We start from the raw sequence: 16743 nt of genomic DNA on the forward strand, positions 1-16743 counted from the left end.
ACAGCCGGATCAGAACGCGGGAACGAGCGACCCCTTGAACTGCGTCTCGATGAAGCTCTTCACCTCCGGCGACTGGTAGGCCGCCACCAGGCGCTTGGCCCAGGGCTTGTCCTTGTCGGCGCGGCGCACGGCGATGATGTTGGCGTAGGGGCCCTTGGGGGCTTCCTTGATCACGGCGTCCTTCTCGAGCGTGAGGCCGGCCTTGCCGGCGTAGTCGTTGTTGATGGCGGCAATGGTCAGGTCGTCCAGCGAGCGCGGCAGCTGGGCGGCGTCCAGCGCCACCAGCTTCAGCTTCTTGGGGTTGGTCACCACGTCCAGCGGGGTGGCGGTGTTGTTCTTCACCGCGTCGGGCTTCAGCGTGATCAGGCCGGCCTGCTGCAGCAGCAGCAAGGCGCGGTTGCCGTTCGACGGGTCGTTCTGGATGCCGACGGCCGCGCCGTCAGGCAACTGGTCGATCGACTTGAGCTTGCGCGAGTAGAAGCCCAGCGGCGCGGTGATGGTCAGGCCCACGGGCACGATGTCGAAGCCGCGTGCCTTGTTCTGGTTGTCCAGGAAGGGCTGGTGCTGGAAGGCGTTGGCGTCCAGGTCGCCCGAAGCCAGGGCGGCGTTGGGCAACTGGTAGTCGTTGAACACCACGAGCTGGATGTTCAGGCCGTCCTTGGCGGCAACCTTCTTGACCACTTCGAAGATCTGCTCGGCGCTGCCGACGGAAACGCCCACCTTCAGCGTGTTCTTGTCCTGCGCAAAGGCGGCGCTGCCAGAGAAAAGGGCGGCCGCCAGGGTGGCGACAAGGGCGGTGCGGCGGCGAAAAGTGGTGTGCATGGTGGCGCTGAAAAAACAAAAAGCAAAAAATGAAGGCGCGAATGTGACAGGGCGTGACGCGTTTGAGAACGAACGAATAGGCATATCGATATGGCGTGTTTGGTTCGCACCCCGATTTCCATATGCGCATTGCGATATAAACACCCTCCTTTTTCTTCGTTCTCTTTTGCCGCTTTTGTTTTCATACTCGGCACCTTTTTCGCGAACCTTCGTGTTCGGCCTTGTCGCCGGACGCACTTCTTTCCCATGAGCCATCCTTCGCCCGATGCGGGCCGCGACGCCGCGACGCCCGTCATCCGTCTTCAATCCGTGCAGAAGTCATTCGCACTGCCCAGCGGCGAGGTGTTCGACGCCGTGCAGTCGCTGTCGCTCGAGATCCAGCAGGGCGACGTGTTCGGCCTGATCGGCAAGAGCGGCGCGGGCAAGTCGACGCTGCTGCGCCTCATCAACCTGCTGGAGCGGCCCGATTCGGGCCAGGTGCTGGTGGGCGGGCGCGACCTGACCACGCTCTCGCGCCGCGAGCTGCGCGACACGCGCCAGAACATCGGCATGATCTTTCAGCAGTTCAACCTGCTGCAGAACGCCACGGTGTTCGACAACGTGGCCTTTCCGCTGAAGATCCACGGCCACCATTCGAAGGCCGAGATCGACACGCGGGTTCGCGAGTGCCTCGAACTGGTCGGCCTGGCCGAGAAGATCGACACCTACCCGGCCCAACTCTCGGGCGGGCAGAAGCAGCGCGTGGCGATTGCCCGCGCGCTGGCGCCGCGCCCGCAGGTGCTGCTGTGCGACGAGCCCACCTCGGCGCTCGACTCCGAAACCACGCGCTCGCTGCTGGAAACGCTGCGCGACATCAACCAGAAGATCGGCGTGACCATCGTCATCGTCACGCACGAGCTGTCGGTGGTCGAGGTGCTGTGCCGCAACGTGGCCATCCTGGAGAAGGGCCGGCTGGTGGAGCAGTTCGCAGTCGAAGACGCGCCCAAGGCCGAGCGCAAGACCGCGCTGGGCCGCGAAATCGACGAGCTGGTGCGCCGCCGTGAACGCGATTCGCGAGAAGCCGCGGCCCTGCGCACCGCGCCGGGCCTCAACGCCCAGGAGCCCGCTTATGTTTGAGAACATCGCCCCCATCCTCCCCGAGCTGTGGATCGCCACGGGCCAGACTTTCATGATGCTGGCCATCGGCCTCTCGGCCGCGGTGCTCATCGGCGGGCCGCTGGGCATCCTGCTGTTTTTGCTGGGCCCGGGCCAGTCGCTGGAGAACAAGCCCGCGTTCCTGGTGCTGAACTGGATCGTGAACACGGTGCGGTCCTTTCCTTTCATCATCCTGCTGGTGGCGCTGGTGCCGTTCACGCGGGTGATCGCGGGCACGTCGATCGGGCCGCTGGCCGCGGCGGTGCCGCTGTCGTTCGCGGCCATTCCGTACCTGGCGCGCCTGGTCGACCAGTGCCTGCGCGAAGTGCCGCGCGGCGTGATCGAGGCGGCGCATGCCATGGGCGCCTCGGAGCTGCAGATCGTCTGGCGCGTGCTGCTGGTGGAGGCCCGTTCGGGCCTGGTGCTGGCGCTGACGGTGCTGGCCGTGAGCTTTCTCTCCTACTCGGCGGTGGCCGGCGTGGTGGGCGGCGGCGGCATCGGCGACCTGGCCATCCGCTACGGCTACTACCGTTTCCAGACCGACGTGATGGTGCTCACCGTGGCGCTGCTCGTGGTGCTGGTACAGATCCTGCAGTTCGTGGGCAACACCACGGCACGCAGGCTGGACAAGCGTTGATCTTTTTCTCTCTCTAGCTTTTTGCTCTATCTCATGAAGACCGTTTTCCTGCGCCGTTCCGTTCTTGCCCTTTCTCTGGCTGCGCTGTCGCTCGGCGGCCTCTCGCTGCAGGCCCACGCGCAAGACCCCGCCAAGAAGAACCTGGTGATCGGCGGCACCGCCGGCTCCAATGCCGACCAGCTCAAGCAAGGCATCGTGCCCCTGCTCCAGAAGAAGGGCTACACCGTGAAGGTGGTGGAGTTCAACGACTACGTGCAGCCCAACCTGGCACTGGCCCAGGGCTCGCTCGACGCCAATTTCTTCCAGCACCAGGTCTACCTGAAGAAGTTCGCCGCCGACCAGAAGCTGGACATCACCGAGCTGGTGCAGGGCCCGATCGCGCCCATGGGCGTGTACTCGACCAAGCGCAAGACCCTGGCCGAAGCCAAGGAAGGCGACCGCGTGACGCTGCCGAACGACCCGAGCAACCTGGCCCGCGCGCTGGTGCTGCTGGAGCAGAACAAGCTGGTCACCATCAAGGCCGGCGTGGACCCGATCCGCGCGTCTGAAAAAGACGTGGCCGAGAACCCGAAGAAGCTGAAGTTCATTCCGCTGGAAGCCGCGCAGCTGCCGCGCTCGCTGGGCGACACCGAGTACGCCATCGTCAACGGCAACTTCGCGATCTCGTCGGGCCTGAAGCTCACCGAGGCGGTGGTGCTCGAGAAGACGCCCGACTACTACCTCAATGTGGTCGCCGTGAAGACGGCCGACAAGAACACGCAGTGGGCCAAGGACATTGCCGAGGTCTACCGCTCGAAGGAATTCAAGGCGGTGGTCGACAGCAAGTTCCAGGGCTACGCCAAGCCCAGCTTCCTGCAATAACGCTTTCTTTCTCTCTTTCCCGAAAAAGGACGCTCCCATGCCCGTTCTGGCCGTATTCGATGCCCAAGGAAGCTGGCGCGACACGCACGTGTGCGACGGCTGGATCACCGATCACCTGGCGGGGCAGGGCGTGAGCTGGGGGCGAGGCAACAAGAAGGGACAGCAGGTGCTCGACAGCGCCGGGCTGTTCTATTTGCCTGTCACCGACGGCTATCTGGGTTTGCTGGTCGAGGCCGGCGAGTGGGTGTCGGTGCCTGCGGACAAGCCGCATTTCTTCGATGCGGGCGAGGCAGAGTCTTTCGACGCCTTGCCGGCTTCTTTGCCGCTGTTCGAGGCCTTCGTCGAGGAAGTGCTCTCTCTGACGGGCAACGACGCCGACGAGGAGTAAAGCGTCGCGTTGCTCCTTCCCCCAGCGGGGGAGGGAGAAAGAAAAAACCAGCGCTCCGAGCCCCGTGTTGCTCCTTCCCCCTTTGGGGGAAGGCTGGGATGGGGGCACGACGGCGCTTGCAAAAGCTGGTGCATATGCGTAGGCCGCGTGCCCCCACCCCAGCCCTCCCCCAGCGGGGGAGGAAGAAATGCACATCAGGCCGCGAGTTGCTGTGCCACTCGCCCGCCGGGCCGCGCCAACCCGAGGTGATCACGCAACGTGCGCCCCTCGTACTCCGTGCGAAAGATCCCGCGCTTCTGCAGGATCGGCACCACGCCGTCCACAAAGTCCTGCAACCCATGCGGCAGCGCATCGGGCATCAGGTTGAACCCGTCCGCCGCACCGGCCTTGAACCAGTGTTCGATGTCGTCCGCAATCTGCTCCGGCGTGCCGACGATCACGCGGTGCCCGCCGCCGCCCGCCAGTTCGCGAATCAGCTGGCGCACCGTGTAGCCGTGCGTACGCCCCGCCGCCACCACCGCGTTGAAGAAAGTGTGGTTGCCGTTGCCATTGCCGGGCAAGGGCAGGTCTTCGGGCAGGCGCTCGTCGAGCTTCAGGCGCTCGGGCGTGATGCCCAGCGTGCCGGCGATGCGCGTGAGGCTGTAGTCCCACGGAATCAGGTCGACCAGCTCGTCGCGGCGGCGGCGCGCTTCGGCCTCGGTGCTGCCGACGATGGTCGTCAGGCCCGCGAGCACCTTCACCGCGTCGGGGCCGCGGCCCAGTTCTGCCGCGCGTGTCTTCAGCGCGCGGGCGTACGCCAGCGATTCCTCGAACGACTGCGAGGCCGAGAACACCGCCTCCGCATGGCGCGACGCCAGCTCGCGCCCGTCGGCCGAAGCGCCCGCCTGCACCAGCACCGGGTGGCCCTGCGGTGCGCGCGGCAGGTTCAGCGGGCCCTGCACCGCGAAGTGCTCGCCGCGGTGCGCAATGGCGTGCACCTTGGCCGGGTCGATGAAGCGGCCCGTGGCCTTGTCGCCGATGAAGGCGTCGTCTTCCCAGCTGTCCCACAGCGCCTTCACGATGTCGGTGAACTCCGAGGCGCGCGCGTAGCGCTTCGCATGGTCGGGCGTGGCGTCCAGGCCGAAGTTGCGCGCCGAGGGCAGGTCGGCCGTGGTCACCACGTTCCAGCCCGCGCGCCCGCCGCTCACATGGTCGAGCGTGGCGAAGCGGCGGGCGATGTTGTAGGGCTCGTTGTAGCTGGTCGAGGCGGTCGCGATCAGGCCGATGTGCGTCGTGGCCGCGGCCACGCAGGCCAGCAGAATGGTCGGCTCCAGCGCGGTGATCGGGCGAAAGTGGACCTGGTCGACGATGGCCGCGTTGTCCGCGAGGAACACCGCGTCGAGCTTGCCCGCTTCCGCGATCTGCGCCGTGCGGATGTAGTGCTGGATGTCGGCAAAGGCCCAGGGGTCGCTTTCGGGCAGGCGCCAGGCCGAGGGCACGAAGCCCGAATGCAGGATGTTGACGTTCAGGTGCAGCTGGCGCGGCCGAGGTGACGTGGGGCTGTGGTTCGAAGCGCTCATTGGGCGAAATAGTCGGGCAGGCGGTAGCCGGCCCAGGTCGGGTTGGCCTTGAAGAAGCGCTGGAACTCGGGCGACTGGTAGGCGGCGGCAATGTCTTTCGCGAACTTGGCGTTCTCGTTGCTGCGCTTGACGGCCACCACGTTCACGTAGGGCAGGGTCATGTCTTCGAGCTTCAGCGCTTCGGTGAGCTTCAGCCCCGAAGCCACGGCAAAGTTGCCTTGCACGGCAGCGATGTCGCTGTCGGCCAGCGAACGCGGTGCCTGCGCGGCGTCCAGCGGCACCAGCTTCAGCCGCTTGGGGTTGTCGACCACGTCGCGCTCCGACACGGCGAGCGGGCTCACGCCCTGCTTCAGCGTGACCCAGCCGACGGCCGCGAGGATGTTGAGCGCACGCGCCGCGTTCACCGGGTCGGCGGGCAGCGTGACGGTGGCGCCGTCGGGCACCGCGTCGAGCGACTTGTGGCGCTGCGAGTACAGGCCCATGGGCGGCGTCGGCACATGCACGATCGGCACCAGGTCGAAGTTCTGCTGCTTGTTGGTGGCGTTGAGGTACAGCGTGTGCTGGAAGATGTTGGCGTCGATCTGCCCGCGCTCCACCGCGTCGTTGGGCTGCACGCCCTGGCTGAACTCGACGTACTTGACGCTGTAGCCCAGCTTCTTCAGCTGGGGCTCGATGCCGTGGGTGAACGCGTCGCGGTAGGGGCCGGGCATGAAGCCCACGCGCAGGTCGGCGGCTTGGGCGGACACGTGCAGCAGCAGGCTCAGGGCGAGGCCGCCCAGCAACGGCACGGACCAGCGCGCCAGCAAGGGCGCGCGCGAAGAAATACGCATAGCAGGCAACTCCGGGGAGGCAAGGGAGCTGCGCACTCTAGGGCGCGGTGCCTGCGCCGCGAACGAAGATTCGCGCGCTTGGATATCCGCTCGCCGAATATCGGCGGCGCTGGCCCTCGCGCTTTCTTTGGGAAGTCGGCGAAGCGGCCCGCGGCCCGGCCGGCTTTAGCCTGCGGTGAATTCCTCGATCATCCGCGCCACGCGCTGCGGCTGGTCGTGGTGCAGCATGTGGCCTGCGTCCTCCAGCCGCTCGATGCGCGCGGTGGGCACGGACTTCAGCCGCTCGTGGAATTCGTCGAGCGTGTAGCGGTTCTTCCACCAGCCCTGCAGGCTGTCGTCCGAGGCCTCGACCATCAGCAGCGGCGCGGTGATGCGCGCGTAGAGCGCCAGCGTCTCGTCGACGCGGAAGATGTGGGCGTTGACGATCTTGTGCGCCGGGTCGCCAAGAATCTGCCAGCGCTCGCCGCCGTCGGGATGCCCGTGGTTCACCGACCAGTGGCTGGCGAGCCAGTTGGCCTTGTCGGGCGTGAGGCGGGGGTTGGTCTTCATGAGGCGGCGCGCCACGCCGTCCACGCCCGAGTAGCCGGCCAGCGCCATTTCGCCGCGGTGCAGGCGCTTGAGCTCGTCGATCCACTGGCCGTAGCGCGCGGGCGCTTCCTCGGGCTTGCGCGCGGGCATGCCGAAGCCTTCGAGGTTGACGAGGCGGCGAATGCGCTCCGGGCGCACGCCGGCGTAGTGCATGACGACGTTGCCGCCCATGCTGTGGCCGACGAGGTCGACGGGCCTGGCGCTCTCGCCTTCGCCCGCCTCGCCAACGTAATGGTCGAGCAGCCATTCGAGGTCGGCCAGGTAGTCGGCGAGCCAGTAGTTGTCGACGCCGCCGCCTTCGGTCAGGCCGAAGCCGCGCCAGTCGGGGGCGATGATGAAGCGGTCTTCTTCCATGGCGTCGACCACGAACTGCCACGAAGCCGCGACGTCCATCCAGCCGTGCACGAGCACGAGCGGCGGGCGTGTATCGGAGGGCTGGCCCCACAGGCGCACGTGGTAGCTGAGGTTGCGCACGGGCACGAATTCACTGCGGGAGGGGCGAAGGGCTTGGTACATGGCGACCGATGATAAGGAGGCCCCTGTGCCGGCGCAGTCCGCCACACGACAGCGGCAGGGCGCGACGTGCTCGGGTTTTGCGCCGGCGGCCAGCAGCTTGCCGGGGAGGGCGGTAGCATCCCGCGCATGAAAAAGATCCAACTCGGTCAAAGCGACCTGCACGTCACCCCGATCTGCCTCGGCACGATGACCTTCGGCGAACAGGTGGACGAGCCCACCTCCCATGCCATCCTGAGCCGCTCGCTCGAGCGCGGCGTCGACTTCATCGACACCGCCGAGATGTATTCGGTGCCCACCCGCAAGGAAACCTACAGCGTCACGGAGACCATTATCGGCAACTGGTTCGCCGCCAACCCCGGCGCGCGCGAGAAGCTGGTGCTGGCCACCAAGGTGGCCGGCCCCTCGCGCAACATGCCCTGGGTGCGCGAAGGCACCGGCATGACGCCCGCCGACATCGAGGCCTCGTGCAACGCGAGCCTGAAGCGCCTGAAGACCGACGTCATCGACCTGTACCAGATCCATTGGCCCGAGCGCCACGTGCCGGTGTTCGGCGCCATGTACTACGACCCGGCGAAGGAAACCTCGAAGACCCCGATCCACGACCAGCTCGAGGCGCTGGGCAAGCTGGTGAAGGCGGGCAAGGTGCGCGCCATCGGCCTGTCGAACGAAACCCCTTACGGCGTGCACGAGTTCGTGCGCGTGGCCGAGCAGCACGGCCTGCCGCGCGTGGCCACGGTGCAGAACGTGTACAGCCTCGTGAGCCGCGCCCACGAGAACGGCTTGGACGAGACCATGCACCGGCTCAACGTGTCGCTGCTGGCTTACTCGCCGCTGGCCTTCGGCCTCCTCACGGGCAAGTACGACCAGAGCGGCATCGACGGCCCCGACGCACCCAAGGGCGCGCGCATTTCGAGCTACGAGTCGGTGCGCAAGCAGCGCTGGGGCAAGCCCGATTCGCTGCGCGCCGCCAGGCGCTACAACCAGCTCGCCCGTGACAACGGCCTGACGCCCACGCAGCTGGCGCTGGCCTTCTGCTACACGAAATGGCAGGTCGCGAGCACCATCATCGGGGTGACCTCGGTGGCGCAGCTGGAGGAAGACCTGGACGCGTACGGCACCACGCTGTCGCCGGAGATCCTGGCCGAGATCGACAAGATCCGCCTGGAAATCCGCGACCCGGCGGCGTGAGCGCAGCGCCGGGCCGACCCAAGCAAGCGCGTACCGCAGTGCGAAGCACGAAGGTACTTCGATGAGCAAAAAGACGCACGTGTCCGAAACGCCCGCAACGCAGCTGTTGCGGGCGCACAAGGTCGCGTTCACCGAGCATCCCTATGAGTACATGGAGCACGGCGGCGCCCAGCGCGGCGCCGAGATGCTGGGGCTCGACCCGTTCACCGTCATCAAGACGCTGGTCATGCAGGACCAGGACGCCAGGCCGCTCATCGTGCTGATGCACGGCAACCGCACCGTGTCGACCAAGAACCTGGCGCGGCAGATCGGCGCCAAGTCGGTCGAGCCCTGCAAGCCTGAGGTGGCGCAGCGCCACAGCGGCTACATGGTGGGCGGCACCTCGCCCTTCGGCACGCGGCGCGAGATGCCGGTGTACGTGGAAGCGACCGTGCTCGAGCTGCCGCGGATCGTGCTCAACGGCGGTCGGCGCGGCTACCTGATCGGCATCGATCCGCGGGTGTGCGTGGAGCTGCTGGGCGCCACGCCCGTGCAATGTGCGCTGGCAGAATAGCCGGCGCCATGACGCACCCGCCTTCCGACTTCTTCCCCTCCCGACGGGCCGCGAACCCGGGCCAGGGTGCATCGTTCGAGATGTCGTACCGCAACGACGAGCGCAGCTGGCGCGAGACGGTCGACCTGTCGGCCATGCTGCTCGAAGCGCTCGCGGCGCGGGGCCATGAGGGCCGGCTCGAACGCGAGGGCTGGGTCGTGCTGCCTGACGGGCTCTGGCTGCTGCCGCAGATACTGAGCCTTTCGGTCGAAGGCGGCGGCAAGGCCAGCAGTTCCACCACCATCGAGGTGGCGCATGCGCAACTGCTGCCGGGCGGCACCTTCGAGTTCCAGCATTCCGCCGGCGATACGGCCGCCGACACACTCGCCCGCGGCTTCGACCTGTGGGCGCAGGTGGACCTGGTGGTGTACCAGGACGCCCTTCGCAAGGACCTGGGCCACTGCACGTCGATGGACATGAGCTGGCAGGAAGGCCGCGCGCGGCGCGTGCTGTTCGGGCCCGTGGCGCACCGTGTGGCGCACCCCGAAGTCGAGGCGCACGAAGAACACCCGTTCTGCCCCTGCTGCCTGTTCACCAACACCTGGGACGCCTTCAGGCCGCTGCTCGAATCGGACGCGGTGCACGGCGTGCGCCTGTACGCTGCGCGCGACGCGCAGGGCGAGGTGCAGGCCGATTGCCGCGTCGACGGCGAAGACTGGCCGGCCGGCGCCGAGGCGCTGCGCGCCTATGTGACACAGTGGCCCGACCGCGGCCTGGAGTTTCGCAAGCAGTATGTTGTGATCCAATCGCCGCCCCAGGCGGTCGTCGCCGAATAAGAACAACTTTTCCCCGCGGAGTGCCGTCTTGAGTTTCACCTTGCCTTCCCTCATCGCCATCGTGGCGTCCTACCTGATCGGTTCGCTGTCCTTCGCGGTCATCGTGAGCAAGGCGCTCGGCATGGCCGACCCGCGCAGCTACGGCAGCAAGAACCCCGGCGCCACCAACGTGCTGCGCTCGGGCAACAAGGGCGCGGCGCTGGCCACGCTGCTGCTCGACGCGCTCAAGGGCTGGGTGCCGGTGTTCCTCATTCACCAGTTCGGCGCGCAGTGGGGCCTGGGCGCCGGCGTGGCCGCGCTCGCGGGCCTGGCGGCGTTTCTCGGGCACCTGTACCCGGTGTTCTTCGGCTTCCAGGGCGGCAAGGGCGTGGCGACCGCGGCGGGCGTGCTGGTGGGCATCGCGCCCTGGCTGGGGCTGGCGACGGGCGCGACCTGGCTGATCGTTGCGGTGTTCTTCCGCTACTCGTCGCTGTCGTCGCTGGCGGCGGCCTTCTTCGCGCCGGCCTACTACCTGATAGGCGGCAACATTGCATGGCCACTCGACCGCACGGTGCTGATTGCGATCATCATCATGAGCTTGCTGCTGTTCTGGCGGCACCGCGAAAACATCCGCCGGCTCGCGGCCGGCACCGAGTCGAAGCTCGGCGCCAAGAAAAAATCGAACTGAAGGAACACACCATGGCCACCATCACCCGCCACCACGTCGGCCCCCGCCTCTCGGAAACCGCCGTGCACAACGGCACCGTCTACCTCGCCGGCCAGGTGCCCGACGACACCGCCGAAGACATCCGCGGCCAGACCGCGCAGGTGCTCGCCATGGTCGACCGGCTGCTGGCCGAGGCCGGCAGCGACAAGTCGCGCATTCTCTCGACGCAGATCTTCCTGGCCGACATCGGAGACATCACGGCCATGAACGAGGTGTGGGACGCGTGGATTCCGGCCGGCAACACGCCGCCGCGCGCGACGGTGCAGGCCAAGATGGCCAATGCGGCCTACAAGATCGAGATCGTGGTGACGGCTGCGCAGGCCTGAAGGAAGCGCCGGCGCGCTCAGTACCGCTTTTCGAGGACCATCTGGTCCGCGTCGCGGCGCATCGAAAAGCGGGTGATGAAGCTGTTGCCCAGCAGTACGAAGGGCATGGATTCCGGCGAGACGACGGCGTCGATGTCGTACACCTCCACGTCGCCCACGCGCACCGACTGCACGCGCAGCCTGTAGCCCTGCGTCGTGCCGTTGGCGGTGCCGATCTGCACACGCTGGCCCTTGGTGTAGTCGAGCCCGATGCGCTGGGCATCGGCCATCGACAGTGCGATCGAGGTCGCACCCGTGTCGAGCATGAAGGTCACCGGCCGGCCGTTGATGGCGCCCTGCGTCATGAAGTGCCCGCGGCTGTCTGCCGTCAGCACCACGCGGCTGCCGCCGCCGCCCGTGGCAGCCCCGCCGCCGATGCTGACCGGCGTGTCCATCCGCAGGTTGACGCGCTTGCCTTCGAGCTCGACCACCGCCTGCTCGGTCTGCAGCGACACGAGCTTCACGCCTTGGTAGCTCTCGCCGACCGCCACGGTCTTGGGCGCATTGCCGTTCACGATCAGGATCGCGCGGCTGCCGATGCTGCCGGTCAGCGTGACCGAGCTGGCGGCATGCGCCACGGCAGCGGCAGCCATGAGCTGCGCTCCAACTGCCGCAAGCAGCAGCCGCTTCGCGCCAGCGTGCGCTTTCATGCAGCGGGGTTCAGTCGCGGAAGTTGTTGAAGGACAGCGGCATGTCGGGCACGTCCTTCTTGATGAGGGCCATGGCGGCCTGCAGGTCGTCGCGCTTGGCGCCGGTGATGCGCACCGCATCGCCCTGGATCGCGGCCTGCACCTTGAGCTTGCTGTCCTTGATGATGCGGGTGATCTTCTTGGCCTGCTCGCTCTCGATGCCGCTCTTGACCTTGATGACCTGCTTGACCTTGTCGCCGCCCATCTTCTGGACGTCGCCCTTGTCGAGAAAGCGCACGTCGACGCTGCGCTTGGTGAGCTTGCTGCGAAGGATGTCTTCGACCTGCACGAGCTGGAACTCGGCGTCACCGATCATGGTGATCTCCTTGTCCTTGAGATCGACGGCGGCGGCGGTGCCCTTGAAATCGAAGCGCGTGCCGATTTCCTTGGCGGTGTTCTCGACCGCGTTCTTCACTTCGGGCAGGTTGGGCTCGCAGACGGTATCGAAAGACGGCATGGACTCTCTCCTGAATTCACTGGTGCTGGATGCGACAATTCTCCCATGATCGTGGAGTCCAATGTCCCGCTGCAGCCCTACAACAGCTTCGGCATCGTCGCGCGTGCACAGCATCTTGCGCGCATTGCAGACGAGGCCGACCTGGCCGCGCTGAGCACCGACGCGCAATGGCGTGCAGTGCCGCGTTTCGTGCTGGGCGGCGGCAGCAACATCGTCATCACCGGGGACGTCAAGCAACTGGTGCTGAAGGTCGAAATCAAGGGCCTGCGGCTGGTCGAGGAGAGCGAGCGTGCCTGGATCGTGGAGGCCGGTGCCGGCGAAGTCTGGCACGACGCGGTCGAATGGATGGTGCGCAACGGCTATCCCGGCCTCGAAAACCTCGCGCTCATTCCCGGCACGGTGGGCGGTGCGCCGGTGCAGAACATCGGCGCCTACGGCGTCGAGCTCCAGGACCGCTTCGATTCGCTCGACGCCTACGACCTGGAAACCGGCCGCAGCTTCACGCTCGACGCCGCGCAGTGCGCCTTCGGCTACCGCGATTCGGTGTTCAAGCATGTGCGCGGCGGGCCGAACGACTTCGGCCTTGCGGGCCGCGCGGTCATCACCCGGGTGCGCTTTCGTCTGCCCAAGCCGTGGAAGGCGGTGGTCGGCTACTTCGACCTGGAACGCAAGATGGAAGAAACCGGCAACTTCACGCCGAGCGCCCAGGACGTGTTCGACTGGATCTGCGCCATTCGCCGCGCCAAGCTGCCCGACTGGCGCGTGCTGGGCAACGCCGGCAGCTTCTTCAAGAACCCGACGGTCACGCCCGAGCAGTGCGCCGACATCATCGCGCGCGACCCCAAGATCGTGCACTACCCGATGGACGACGGCAGCATCAAGCTGGCGGCCGGCTGGCTCATCGACGCCTGCGGCTGGAAGGGCAAGTCGGTGGGCAATGCCGGTGTGTACGAGCGCCAGGCGCTGGTGCTGGTGAACCGCGGCGGCCGCGAGAACCCCGTGACGGGCGGCGAGGTGATGACCCTGGCCAAGGCCATCCAGACCAGCGTGTACGAGCGCTTCGGTATCCGGCTGGAGCCGGAGCCGGTGGTCGTCTGACCCTGCCGGCATGGACCTCGACTTCCTGCACCTGAACTTCCGCCGGCGCATCGGCGCGCTGGTATGGGCCCGGCGCGCGGTGCCTTTGGTGGCGCTGTTGGCCGTGTTGCTGAGTTCGCGCCGCTTTGGCGTGACGGTGACCGCGATCGTGGTGGCGGTGCTGTTCTCGGCTGTGCTCAAGTTCCTCGAGATCAGCCTGCGGCGCCAGTTCATCCGCGAGGCGCGCCTGCCGCCGTTCCTGATCGGCAAGCTGCAGCAAGCCCATCCGCAGCTGAGCCGCCGCGACGCCGAACTGGTGCTGCGCGGCCTGCGACAGTTCTTCATGTCGCACCTGCGCAGCAACCGCAAGTTCGTCGCCATGCCCTCGAAGGTGGTCGACACGGCGTGGCACGAGTTCATCCTGCATACCCAGGGCTACCAGAACTGGTGCAAGGCGGCGTTCGGCGGCATGCTGCACCACAGTCCGGCCGAGGTGCTGGGCAGGGACCCAAAGCGCAACGACGGCCTGCGCCGCACCTGGTACTGGGCCTGCAAGGAGGAAAGCATCGACCCGCGCAACCCGGCGCGGCTGCCGCTGCTGTTTGCGCTGGACATCAAGTTCGCGATTGCCGGCGGCTTTCACTACGTGCCCGACTGCCGCGCGGTGGAACGCCACATCGGCTCGGACGCCCAGTGCGGCACCAGCTTCGGCGAATCCTCGTCCGACGGGGGAAGCTCGGGCGATGCGGGTGGCTTCGGCGGCAGCGAGTCGGGCAGCAGCAGCGGCGACGGCGATGGCGGTGGCGGCTCGAGCGACGGCGGGGGATCGAGCGGCGATTCCTCCGGCTGTGGCGGTGGTTGCGGCGGTGGTGGCGGAGACTGATCTTCGCCGGCGCAATGAAAAACGGGCCCCGCGGGGCCCGTTGTCTTTACGGCTTAAATCAGCGCGCGATCAGCTGTCCTGGCCGTCGTTGGTCAGCTTCGGCAGCGACGCGCCTTCGCTCGACGTCAGCAGGCCGACGCGGGTGTAGATCGCCAGCTTCTCGCGCGTGTCGACGATGTCCAGGTTGCGCATGGTGAGCTGGCCGATGCGGTCCAGCGGTGTGAACGCGCCTTCGACCTTTTCCATGCTCAGGCGCTCGGGCTTGTACGTGAGGTTGGTCGACTCGGTGTTCATGATCGAGTAGTCGTTGCCGCGGCGCAGCTCGATGGTCACCTCGCCGGTGATGGCGCGCGCCACCCAGCGCTGGGCCGTCTCGCGCAGCATGATGGCCTGCGGATCGAACCAGCGGCCCTGGTACAGCAGGCGGCCGAGCTTGCGGCCGTTGTCGCGGTACTGTTCGATGGTGTCTTCGTTGTGGATGCCCGTGACCAGGCGCTCGTAGGCGATGAACAGCAGCGCCAGGCCCGGGGCCTCGTAGATGCCGCGGCTCTTGGCCTCGATGATGCGGTTCTCGATCTGGTCGCTCATGCCCAGGCCGTGGCGCCCGCCGATGCGGTTGGCTTCGAGGATCAGCTCGACCAGGCTCGGGAAGCTTTGGCCGTTCAGGGCCACGGGCACGCCCTTTTCGAAACGCACCGACACGGTTTCGCGCTTGACTTCGACCTCGTCCTTCCAGAAGGCCACGCCCATGATGGGCTGCACGATCTGGATGCCGCTGTTCAGGTGCTCGAGGTCCTTGGCCTCGTGGGTGGCGCCGAGCATGTTCGAGTCGGTCGAATAGGCCTTCTCGGACGACATCTTGTAGGCGAAGCCGGCCTTCTGCATGAATTCGGACATCTCGGTGCGGCCGCCGAGCTCGTCGATGAAGACCTGGTCGAGCCAAGGCTTGTAGATCTTCAGATTGGGGTTGGTCAGCAGGCCGTAGCGGTAGAAGCGCTCGATGTCGTTGCCCTTGTAGGTGCTGCCGTCGCCCCAGATGTGGACGTCGTCTTCCTTCATGGCCGACACCAGCATGGTGCCCGTCACCGCGCGGCCCAGCGGCGTGGTGTTGAAGTAGGTCACGCCGGCGGTGGTCACGTGGAAGGCGCCGGCCTGCAGCGCGGCGATGCCTTCGTTGGCCAGCTGCACGCGGCAGTCGATCAGGCGGGCGTTCTCGGCGCCGTAGAGCATCGCCTTGCGCGGGATCTCGTCGTAGTCGGGCTCGTCGGGCTGGCCGAGGTTGGCGGTGTAGGCGTAGGGAATGGCGCCCTTGTTGCGCATCCAGTGGAGCGCCGCGCTGGTGTCCAGGCCGCCAGAGAAGGCGATGCCGACCTTCTGGCCGGCGGGAACGTTTTGGAGGATGGTCGACATGATGGGAGTTCCGTTGGTGGTGGCGCGGTTCAATGGTTCATGACATTCGTGGCACGACTCTCGCTCTGTGCCGTGGATACCGTGGAACCGGCTTCGCCGGGCCACTGGTATCGCCCCCTGCAAGGGGGGTGGAGAAGCGACACGAAGTGCGCGAAGCCTGGGGGTCTACCCAAAATGGCAGATGTAGCTGTAGGGCTCGCCGCTCACGCGGATCTGGAAGCTCGAGTTGCCGGGAATGCTGAATTTCTGGCCGGGGCCGGCGGCGACCCACTCGGTGGTGCCCGCAAGCTGGTATTCGCAGCTGCCGCCGGCGCATTCCATGATTTCAGGGGCGCCGGTGTTGAAGGTGAGGGTGGACGGCAGGATCACGCCGACCGATTTCTTCGTGCCGTCCGCCAGCGTGAGGTTGTGGCTCACGCACTTGCCGTCGAAGTACACATTGGCCTTGGTGGCCACTGTGGCGCTGTTGATTGTGTCGGTAGTCGTCGTCATTGGGTGGCGCCGGCGCCATGGCGGTCGGCGAATCGAGGACGCACCGCACCAGCGGCGCACCCGTCAAGGGTTGGAAAAGTCCTCGATTTTAGGGGCTGGGCCGGCGAGCGCGGCCGGCCGTCGGCTCAGCGGTGCCAGCCGCCGCGGTAGCCGCTGTATCCGCGGTATCCGCCGTACCCGCGATACCCGCCACCCCAGCCGCGCGAGTAGCCCAGGTTCAGCGAAATCCCGACCGGCGGATAGACGTAAGGGTAGCCGTAGGCATAGCCCGGATCGACGTAGACCGGGGCGGGTGCGTACACCGGCGCCGGCCGCACGTAGACGGGAGGAGGCCCGCCCGCGCCGACCACCACGCCGGGTTCGGGCACCACATTGTCCCAGGGCGAGCCGCCGGACTGCTGCGGATACCCGCCGTTGCTGGCCTCGACCGGGTAGGTCTGCACCTGCGCTTGCGGCGCCACCGCCGAGGTCGTCACGCCGTAGCCGCTGGCCTGGATCGGGATGGTCGCGCCGGGCCGGCTGTTCATGCGGGTGGTGTATTGCTGCCCGTTGTACTCGTAGGTGACGTTGTAGCTGACGTCGCTGCCGGTGGTTTCACGGAGCGGGGTGGCCGAGATCACCCGCGCCTGGACGACCTGTCCTTGTGGCTGGGCATGCACGAGGCCGGTGCCCGCCGCGAGTGCGCCGGCCAGGGAAAGGCCGGCGAGGGTGCGAAAAGCGAGTTTGTTCATGGTGTGTCTCTCCTGCGGATGGCGGTTGGAGGTGCTTCGACC

The 16743-nt window shown here is 66.9% G+C and carries 21 protein-coding genes; 12 read left to right on the forward strand and 9 right to left on the reverse strand.

Features of this window, described 5'->3' with window-relative positions; genetic code table 11:
* Positions 1–9 precede the first annotated feature (9 nt).
* Positions 10–822 carry a MetQ/NlpA family ABC transporter substrate-binding protein gene (locus tag AC0IYU_RS16240; protein WP_472118796.1) on the reverse strand — a complete coding sequence of 271 codons (813 nt, stop codon included), beginning with the start codon at positions 820–822 and terminating at the stop codon, positions 10–12.
* Between AC0IYU_RS16240 and AC0IYU_RS16245 the strand changes: the two genes are divergently transcribed.
* The 5 genes from AC0IYU_RS16245 to AC0IYU_RS16265 are packed head-to-tail and all read left to right on the forward strand — an operon-like array spanning position 821 to position 3842.
* Positions 821–1072 carry a hypothetical protein gene (locus AC0IYU_RS16245; RefSeq protein ID WP_472118799.1) on the forward strand — a complete coding sequence of 84 codons (252 nt, stop codon included), beginning with the start codon at positions 821–823 and terminating at the stop codon, positions 1070–1072. The two genes, AC0IYU_RS16240 and AC0IYU_RS16245, sit on opposite strands and share 2 nt — an antisense overlap.
* Positions 1069–1938, forward strand: coding sequence for a methionine ABC transporter ATP-binding protein (locus tag AC0IYU_RS16250; RefSeq protein ID WP_435484554.1), 870 nt, complete (start codon positions 1069–1071; stop codon positions 1936–1938). Before AC0IYU_RS16245 ends, AC0IYU_RS16250 begins: the two co-directional genes overlap by 4 nt.
* Positions 1931–2593 carry a methionine ABC transporter permease gene (locus AC0IYU_RS16255; RefSeq protein WP_124459837.1) on the forward strand — a complete coding sequence of 221 codons (663 nt, stop codon included), beginning with the start codon at positions 1931–1933 and terminating at the stop codon, positions 2591–2593. The genes AC0IYU_RS16250 and AC0IYU_RS16255 overlap by 8 nt, the downstream gene beginning before the upstream one ends.
* Before the next feature lie 33 nt (positions 2594–2626).
* The gene (locus tag AC0IYU_RS16260) at positions 2627–3454 is read left to right on the forward strand and encodes a MetQ/NlpA family ABC transporter substrate-binding protein (protein WP_472118802.1); all 828 of its coding nucleotides are present in this window, start codon (positions 2627–2629) and stop codon (positions 3452–3454) included.
* A gap of 37 nt (positions 3455–3491) precedes the next feature.
* Complete coding sequence (locus AC0IYU_RS16265; RefSeq protein WP_435494506.1) at positions 3492–3842, forward strand: hypothetical protein; 351 nt, start codon at positions 3492–3494, stop codon at positions 3840–3842.
* Positions 3843–4036: 194 nt separating this feature from the next.
* Here the strand turns inward: AC0IYU_RS16265 and AC0IYU_RS16270 are convergent, their stop codons facing one another.
* The 3 genes from AC0IYU_RS16270 to AC0IYU_RS16280 form a co-directional block, all read right to left on the reverse strand.
* Positions 4037–5401, reverse strand: a complete 1365-nt coding sequence (locus AC0IYU_RS16270; protein ID WP_472118805.1) for an LLM class flavin-dependent oxidoreductase — start codon at positions 5399–5401, stop codon at positions 4037–4039.
* Positions 5398–6231 carry a MetQ/NlpA family ABC transporter substrate-binding protein gene (locus AC0IYU_RS16275; RefSeq protein ID WP_472118808.1) on the reverse strand — a complete coding sequence of 278 codons (834 nt, stop codon included), beginning with the start codon at positions 6229–6231 and terminating at the stop codon, positions 5398–5400. Before AC0IYU_RS16275 ends, AC0IYU_RS16270 begins: the two co-directional genes overlap by 4 nt.
* A 165-nt stretch (positions 6232–6396) precedes the next feature.
* On the reverse strand, positions 6397–7335 hold the full coding sequence (locus AC0IYU_RS16280; RefSeq protein ID WP_472118811.1) for an alpha/beta fold hydrolase: 939 nt from the start codon (positions 7333–7335) through the stop codon (positions 6397–6399).
* A gap of 126 nt (positions 7336–7461) precedes the next feature.
* Here AC0IYU_RS16280 and AC0IYU_RS16285 point away from each other — a divergent pair, with 126 nt between their 5' ends.
* The 5 genes from AC0IYU_RS16285 to AC0IYU_RS16305 all read left to right on the forward strand — a co-directional run bounded on the left by AC0IYU_RS16285 (position 7462) and on the right by AC0IYU_RS16305 (position 10923).
* Positions 7462–8523, forward strand: a complete 1062-nt coding sequence (locus AC0IYU_RS16285) for an aldo/keto reductase (RefSeq protein WP_472118814.1) — start codon at positions 7462–7464, stop codon at positions 8521–8523.
* Between the two features lie 61 nt (positions 8524–8584).
* Entirely contained in the window at positions 8585–9076 is a 492-nt protein-coding gene (locus AC0IYU_RS16290) for an aminoacyl-tRNA deacylase (protein WP_472118817.1), read from the forward strand.
* Between the two features lie 8 nt (positions 9077–9084).
* Positions 9085–9891 (forward strand): DUF6348 family protein, encoded by an 807-nt coding sequence (locus AC0IYU_RS16295; RefSeq protein WP_472118820.1) that lies wholly within the window; start codon positions 9085–9087, stop codon positions 9889–9891.
* A gap of 28 nt (positions 9892–9919) precedes the next feature.
* Positions 9920–10558, forward strand: a complete 639-nt coding sequence (gene plsY / locus AC0IYU_RS16300) for a glycerol-3-phosphate 1-O-acyltransferase PlsY (protein ID WP_472118823.1) — start codon at positions 9920–9922, stop codon at positions 10556–10558.
* 11 nt (positions 10559–10569) lie between these two features.
* Positions 10570–10923, forward strand: a complete 354-nt coding sequence (locus tag AC0IYU_RS16305; RefSeq protein WP_435436314.1) for a RidA family protein — start codon at positions 10570–10572, stop codon at positions 10921–10923.
* A gap of 17 nt (positions 10924–10940) precedes the next feature.
* Here AC0IYU_RS16305 and AC0IYU_RS16310 read toward each other — a convergent pair whose 3' ends face one another.
* Positions 10941–11612, reverse strand: a complete 672-nt coding sequence (locus tag AC0IYU_RS16310; protein WP_472118826.1) for a retropepsin-like aspartic protease family protein — start codon at positions 11610–11612, stop codon at positions 10941–10943.
* A gap of 10 nt (positions 11613–11622) precedes the next feature.
* The gene (locus AC0IYU_RS16315) at positions 11623–12108 is read right to left on the reverse strand and encodes a YajQ family cyclic di-GMP-binding protein (protein WP_435436316.1); all 486 of its coding nucleotides are present in this window, start codon (positions 12106–12108) and stop codon (positions 11623–11625) included.
* A 45-nt stretch (positions 12109–12153) separates the two neighbouring features.
* Here AC0IYU_RS16315 and murB point away from each other — a divergent pair, with 45 nt between their 5' ends.
* The gene (gene murB / locus AC0IYU_RS16320) at positions 12154–13206 is read left to right on the forward strand and encodes a UDP-N-acetylmuramate dehydrogenase (RefSeq protein WP_472118829.1); all 1053 of its coding nucleotides are present in this window, start codon (positions 12154–12156) and stop codon (positions 13204–13206) included.
* Between the two features lie 10 nt (positions 13207–13216).
* Positions 13217–14068 carry a glycine-rich domain-containing protein gene (locus AC0IYU_RS16325; protein WP_472118832.1) on the forward strand — a complete coding sequence of 284 codons (852 nt, stop codon included), beginning with the start codon at positions 13217–13219 and terminating at the stop codon, positions 14066–14068.
* A 69-nt stretch (positions 14069–14137) separates the two neighbouring features.
* Here AC0IYU_RS16325 and argG read toward each other — a convergent pair whose 3' ends face one another.
* The 3 genes from argG to AC0IYU_RS16340 all read right to left on the reverse strand — a co-directional run bounded on the left by argG (position 14138) and on the right by AC0IYU_RS16340 (position 16701).
* Entirely contained in the window at positions 14138–15478 is a 1341-nt protein-coding gene (argG, locus tag AC0IYU_RS16330; RefSeq protein WP_472118836.1) for an argininosuccinate synthase, read from the reverse strand.
* Between the two features lie 165 nt (positions 15479–15643).
* The gene (gene ppnP, locus AC0IYU_RS16335) at positions 15644–15970 is read right to left on the reverse strand and encodes a pyrimidine/purine nucleoside phosphorylase (RefSeq protein WP_472118839.1); all 327 of its coding nucleotides are present in this window, start codon (positions 15968–15970) and stop codon (positions 15644–15646) included.
* A 125-nt stretch (positions 15971–16095) separates the two neighbouring features.
* Positions 16096–16701 carry a glycine zipper 2TM domain-containing protein gene (locus AC0IYU_RS16340; protein ID WP_472118842.1) on the reverse strand — a complete coding sequence of 202 codons (606 nt, stop codon included), beginning with the start codon at positions 16699–16701 and terminating at the stop codon, positions 16096–16098.
* Between the last annotated feature and the right edge of the window lie 42 nt (positions 16702–16743).

The organism is Variovorax sp. AC103 (genome assembly GCF_979254005.1).

Bases quoted from the DNA above. Each gene is read 5' to 3' on its own strand.
- AC0IYU_RS16245 (WP_472118799.1), top strand. From the start codon at position 821: ATGGTGGCGCTGAAAAAACAAAAAGCAAAAAATGAAGGCGCGAATGTG.
- AC0IYU_RS16240 (WP_472118796.1), bottom strand. From the start codon at position 822: ATGCACACCACTTTTCGCCGCCGCACCGCCCTTGTCGCCACCCTGGCG.
- AC0IYU_RS16250 (WP_435484554.1), top strand. From the start codon at position 1,069: ATGAGCCATCCTTCGCCCGATGCGGGCCGCGACGCCGCGACGCCCGTC.
- AC0IYU_RS16255 (WP_124459837.1), top strand. From the start codon at position 1,931: ATGTTTGAGAACATCGCCCCCATCCTCCCCGAGCTGTGGATCGCCACG.
- AC0IYU_RS16260 (WP_472118802.1), top strand. From the start codon at position 2,627: ATGAAGACCGTTTTCCTGCGCCGTTCCGTTCTTGCCCTTTCTCTGGCT.
- AC0IYU_RS16265 (WP_435494506.1), top strand. From the start codon at position 3,492: ATGCCCGTTCTGGCCGTATTCGATGCCCAAGGAAGCTGGCGCGACACG.
- AC0IYU_RS16270 (WP_472118805.1), bottom strand. From the start codon at position 5,401: ATGAGCGCTTCGAACCACAGCCCCACGTCACCTCGGCCGCGCCAGCTG.
- AC0IYU_RS16275 (WP_472118808.1), bottom strand. From the start codon at position 6,231: ATGCGTATTTCTTCGCGCGCGCCCTTGCTGGCGCGCTGGTCCGTGCCG.
- AC0IYU_RS16280 (WP_472118811.1), bottom strand. From the start codon at position 7,335: ATGTACCAAGCCCTTCGCCCCTCCCGCAGTGAATTCGTGCCCGTGCGC.
- AC0IYU_RS16285 (WP_472118814.1), top strand. From the start codon at position 7,462: ATGAAAAAGATCCAACTCGGTCAAAGCGACCTGCACGTCACCCCGATC.
- AC0IYU_RS16290 (WP_472118817.1), top strand. From the start codon at position 8,585: ATGAGCAAAAAGACGCACGTGTCCGAAACGCCCGCAACGCAGCTGTTG.
- AC0IYU_RS16295 (WP_472118820.1), top strand. From the start codon at position 9,085: ATGACGCACCCGCCTTCCGACTTCTTCCCCTCCCGACGGGCCGCGAAC.
- AC0IYU_RS16305 (WP_435436314.1), top strand. From the start codon at position 10,570: ATGGCCACCATCACCCGCCACCACGTCGGCCCCCGCCTCTCGGAAACC.
- AC0IYU_RS16310 (WP_472118826.1), bottom strand. From the start codon at position 11,612: ATGAAAGCGCACGCTGGCGCGAAGCGGCTGCTGCTTGCGGCAGTTGGA.
- AC0IYU_RS16315 (WP_435436316.1), bottom strand. From the start codon at position 12,108: ATGCCGTCTTTCGATACCGTCTGCGAGCCCAACCTGCCCGAAGTGAAG.
- murB (WP_472118829.1), top strand. From the start codon at position 12,154: ATGATCGTGGAGTCCAATGTCCCGCTGCAGCCCTACAACAGCTTCGGC.
- AC0IYU_RS16325 (WP_472118832.1), top strand. From the start codon at position 13,217: ATGGACCTCGACTTCCTGCACCTGAACTTCCGCCGGCGCATCGGCGCG.
- argG (WP_472118836.1), bottom strand. From the start codon at position 15,478: ATGTCGACCATCCTCCAAAACGTTCCCGCCGGCCAGAAGGTCGGCATC.
- ppnP (WP_472118839.1), bottom strand. From the start codon at position 15,970: ATGACGACGACTACCGACACAATCAACAGCGCCACAGTGGCCACCAAG.
- AC0IYU_RS16340 (WP_472118842.1), bottom strand. From the start codon at position 16,701: ATGAACAAACTCGCTTTTCGCACCCTCGCCGGCCTTTCCCTGGCCGGC.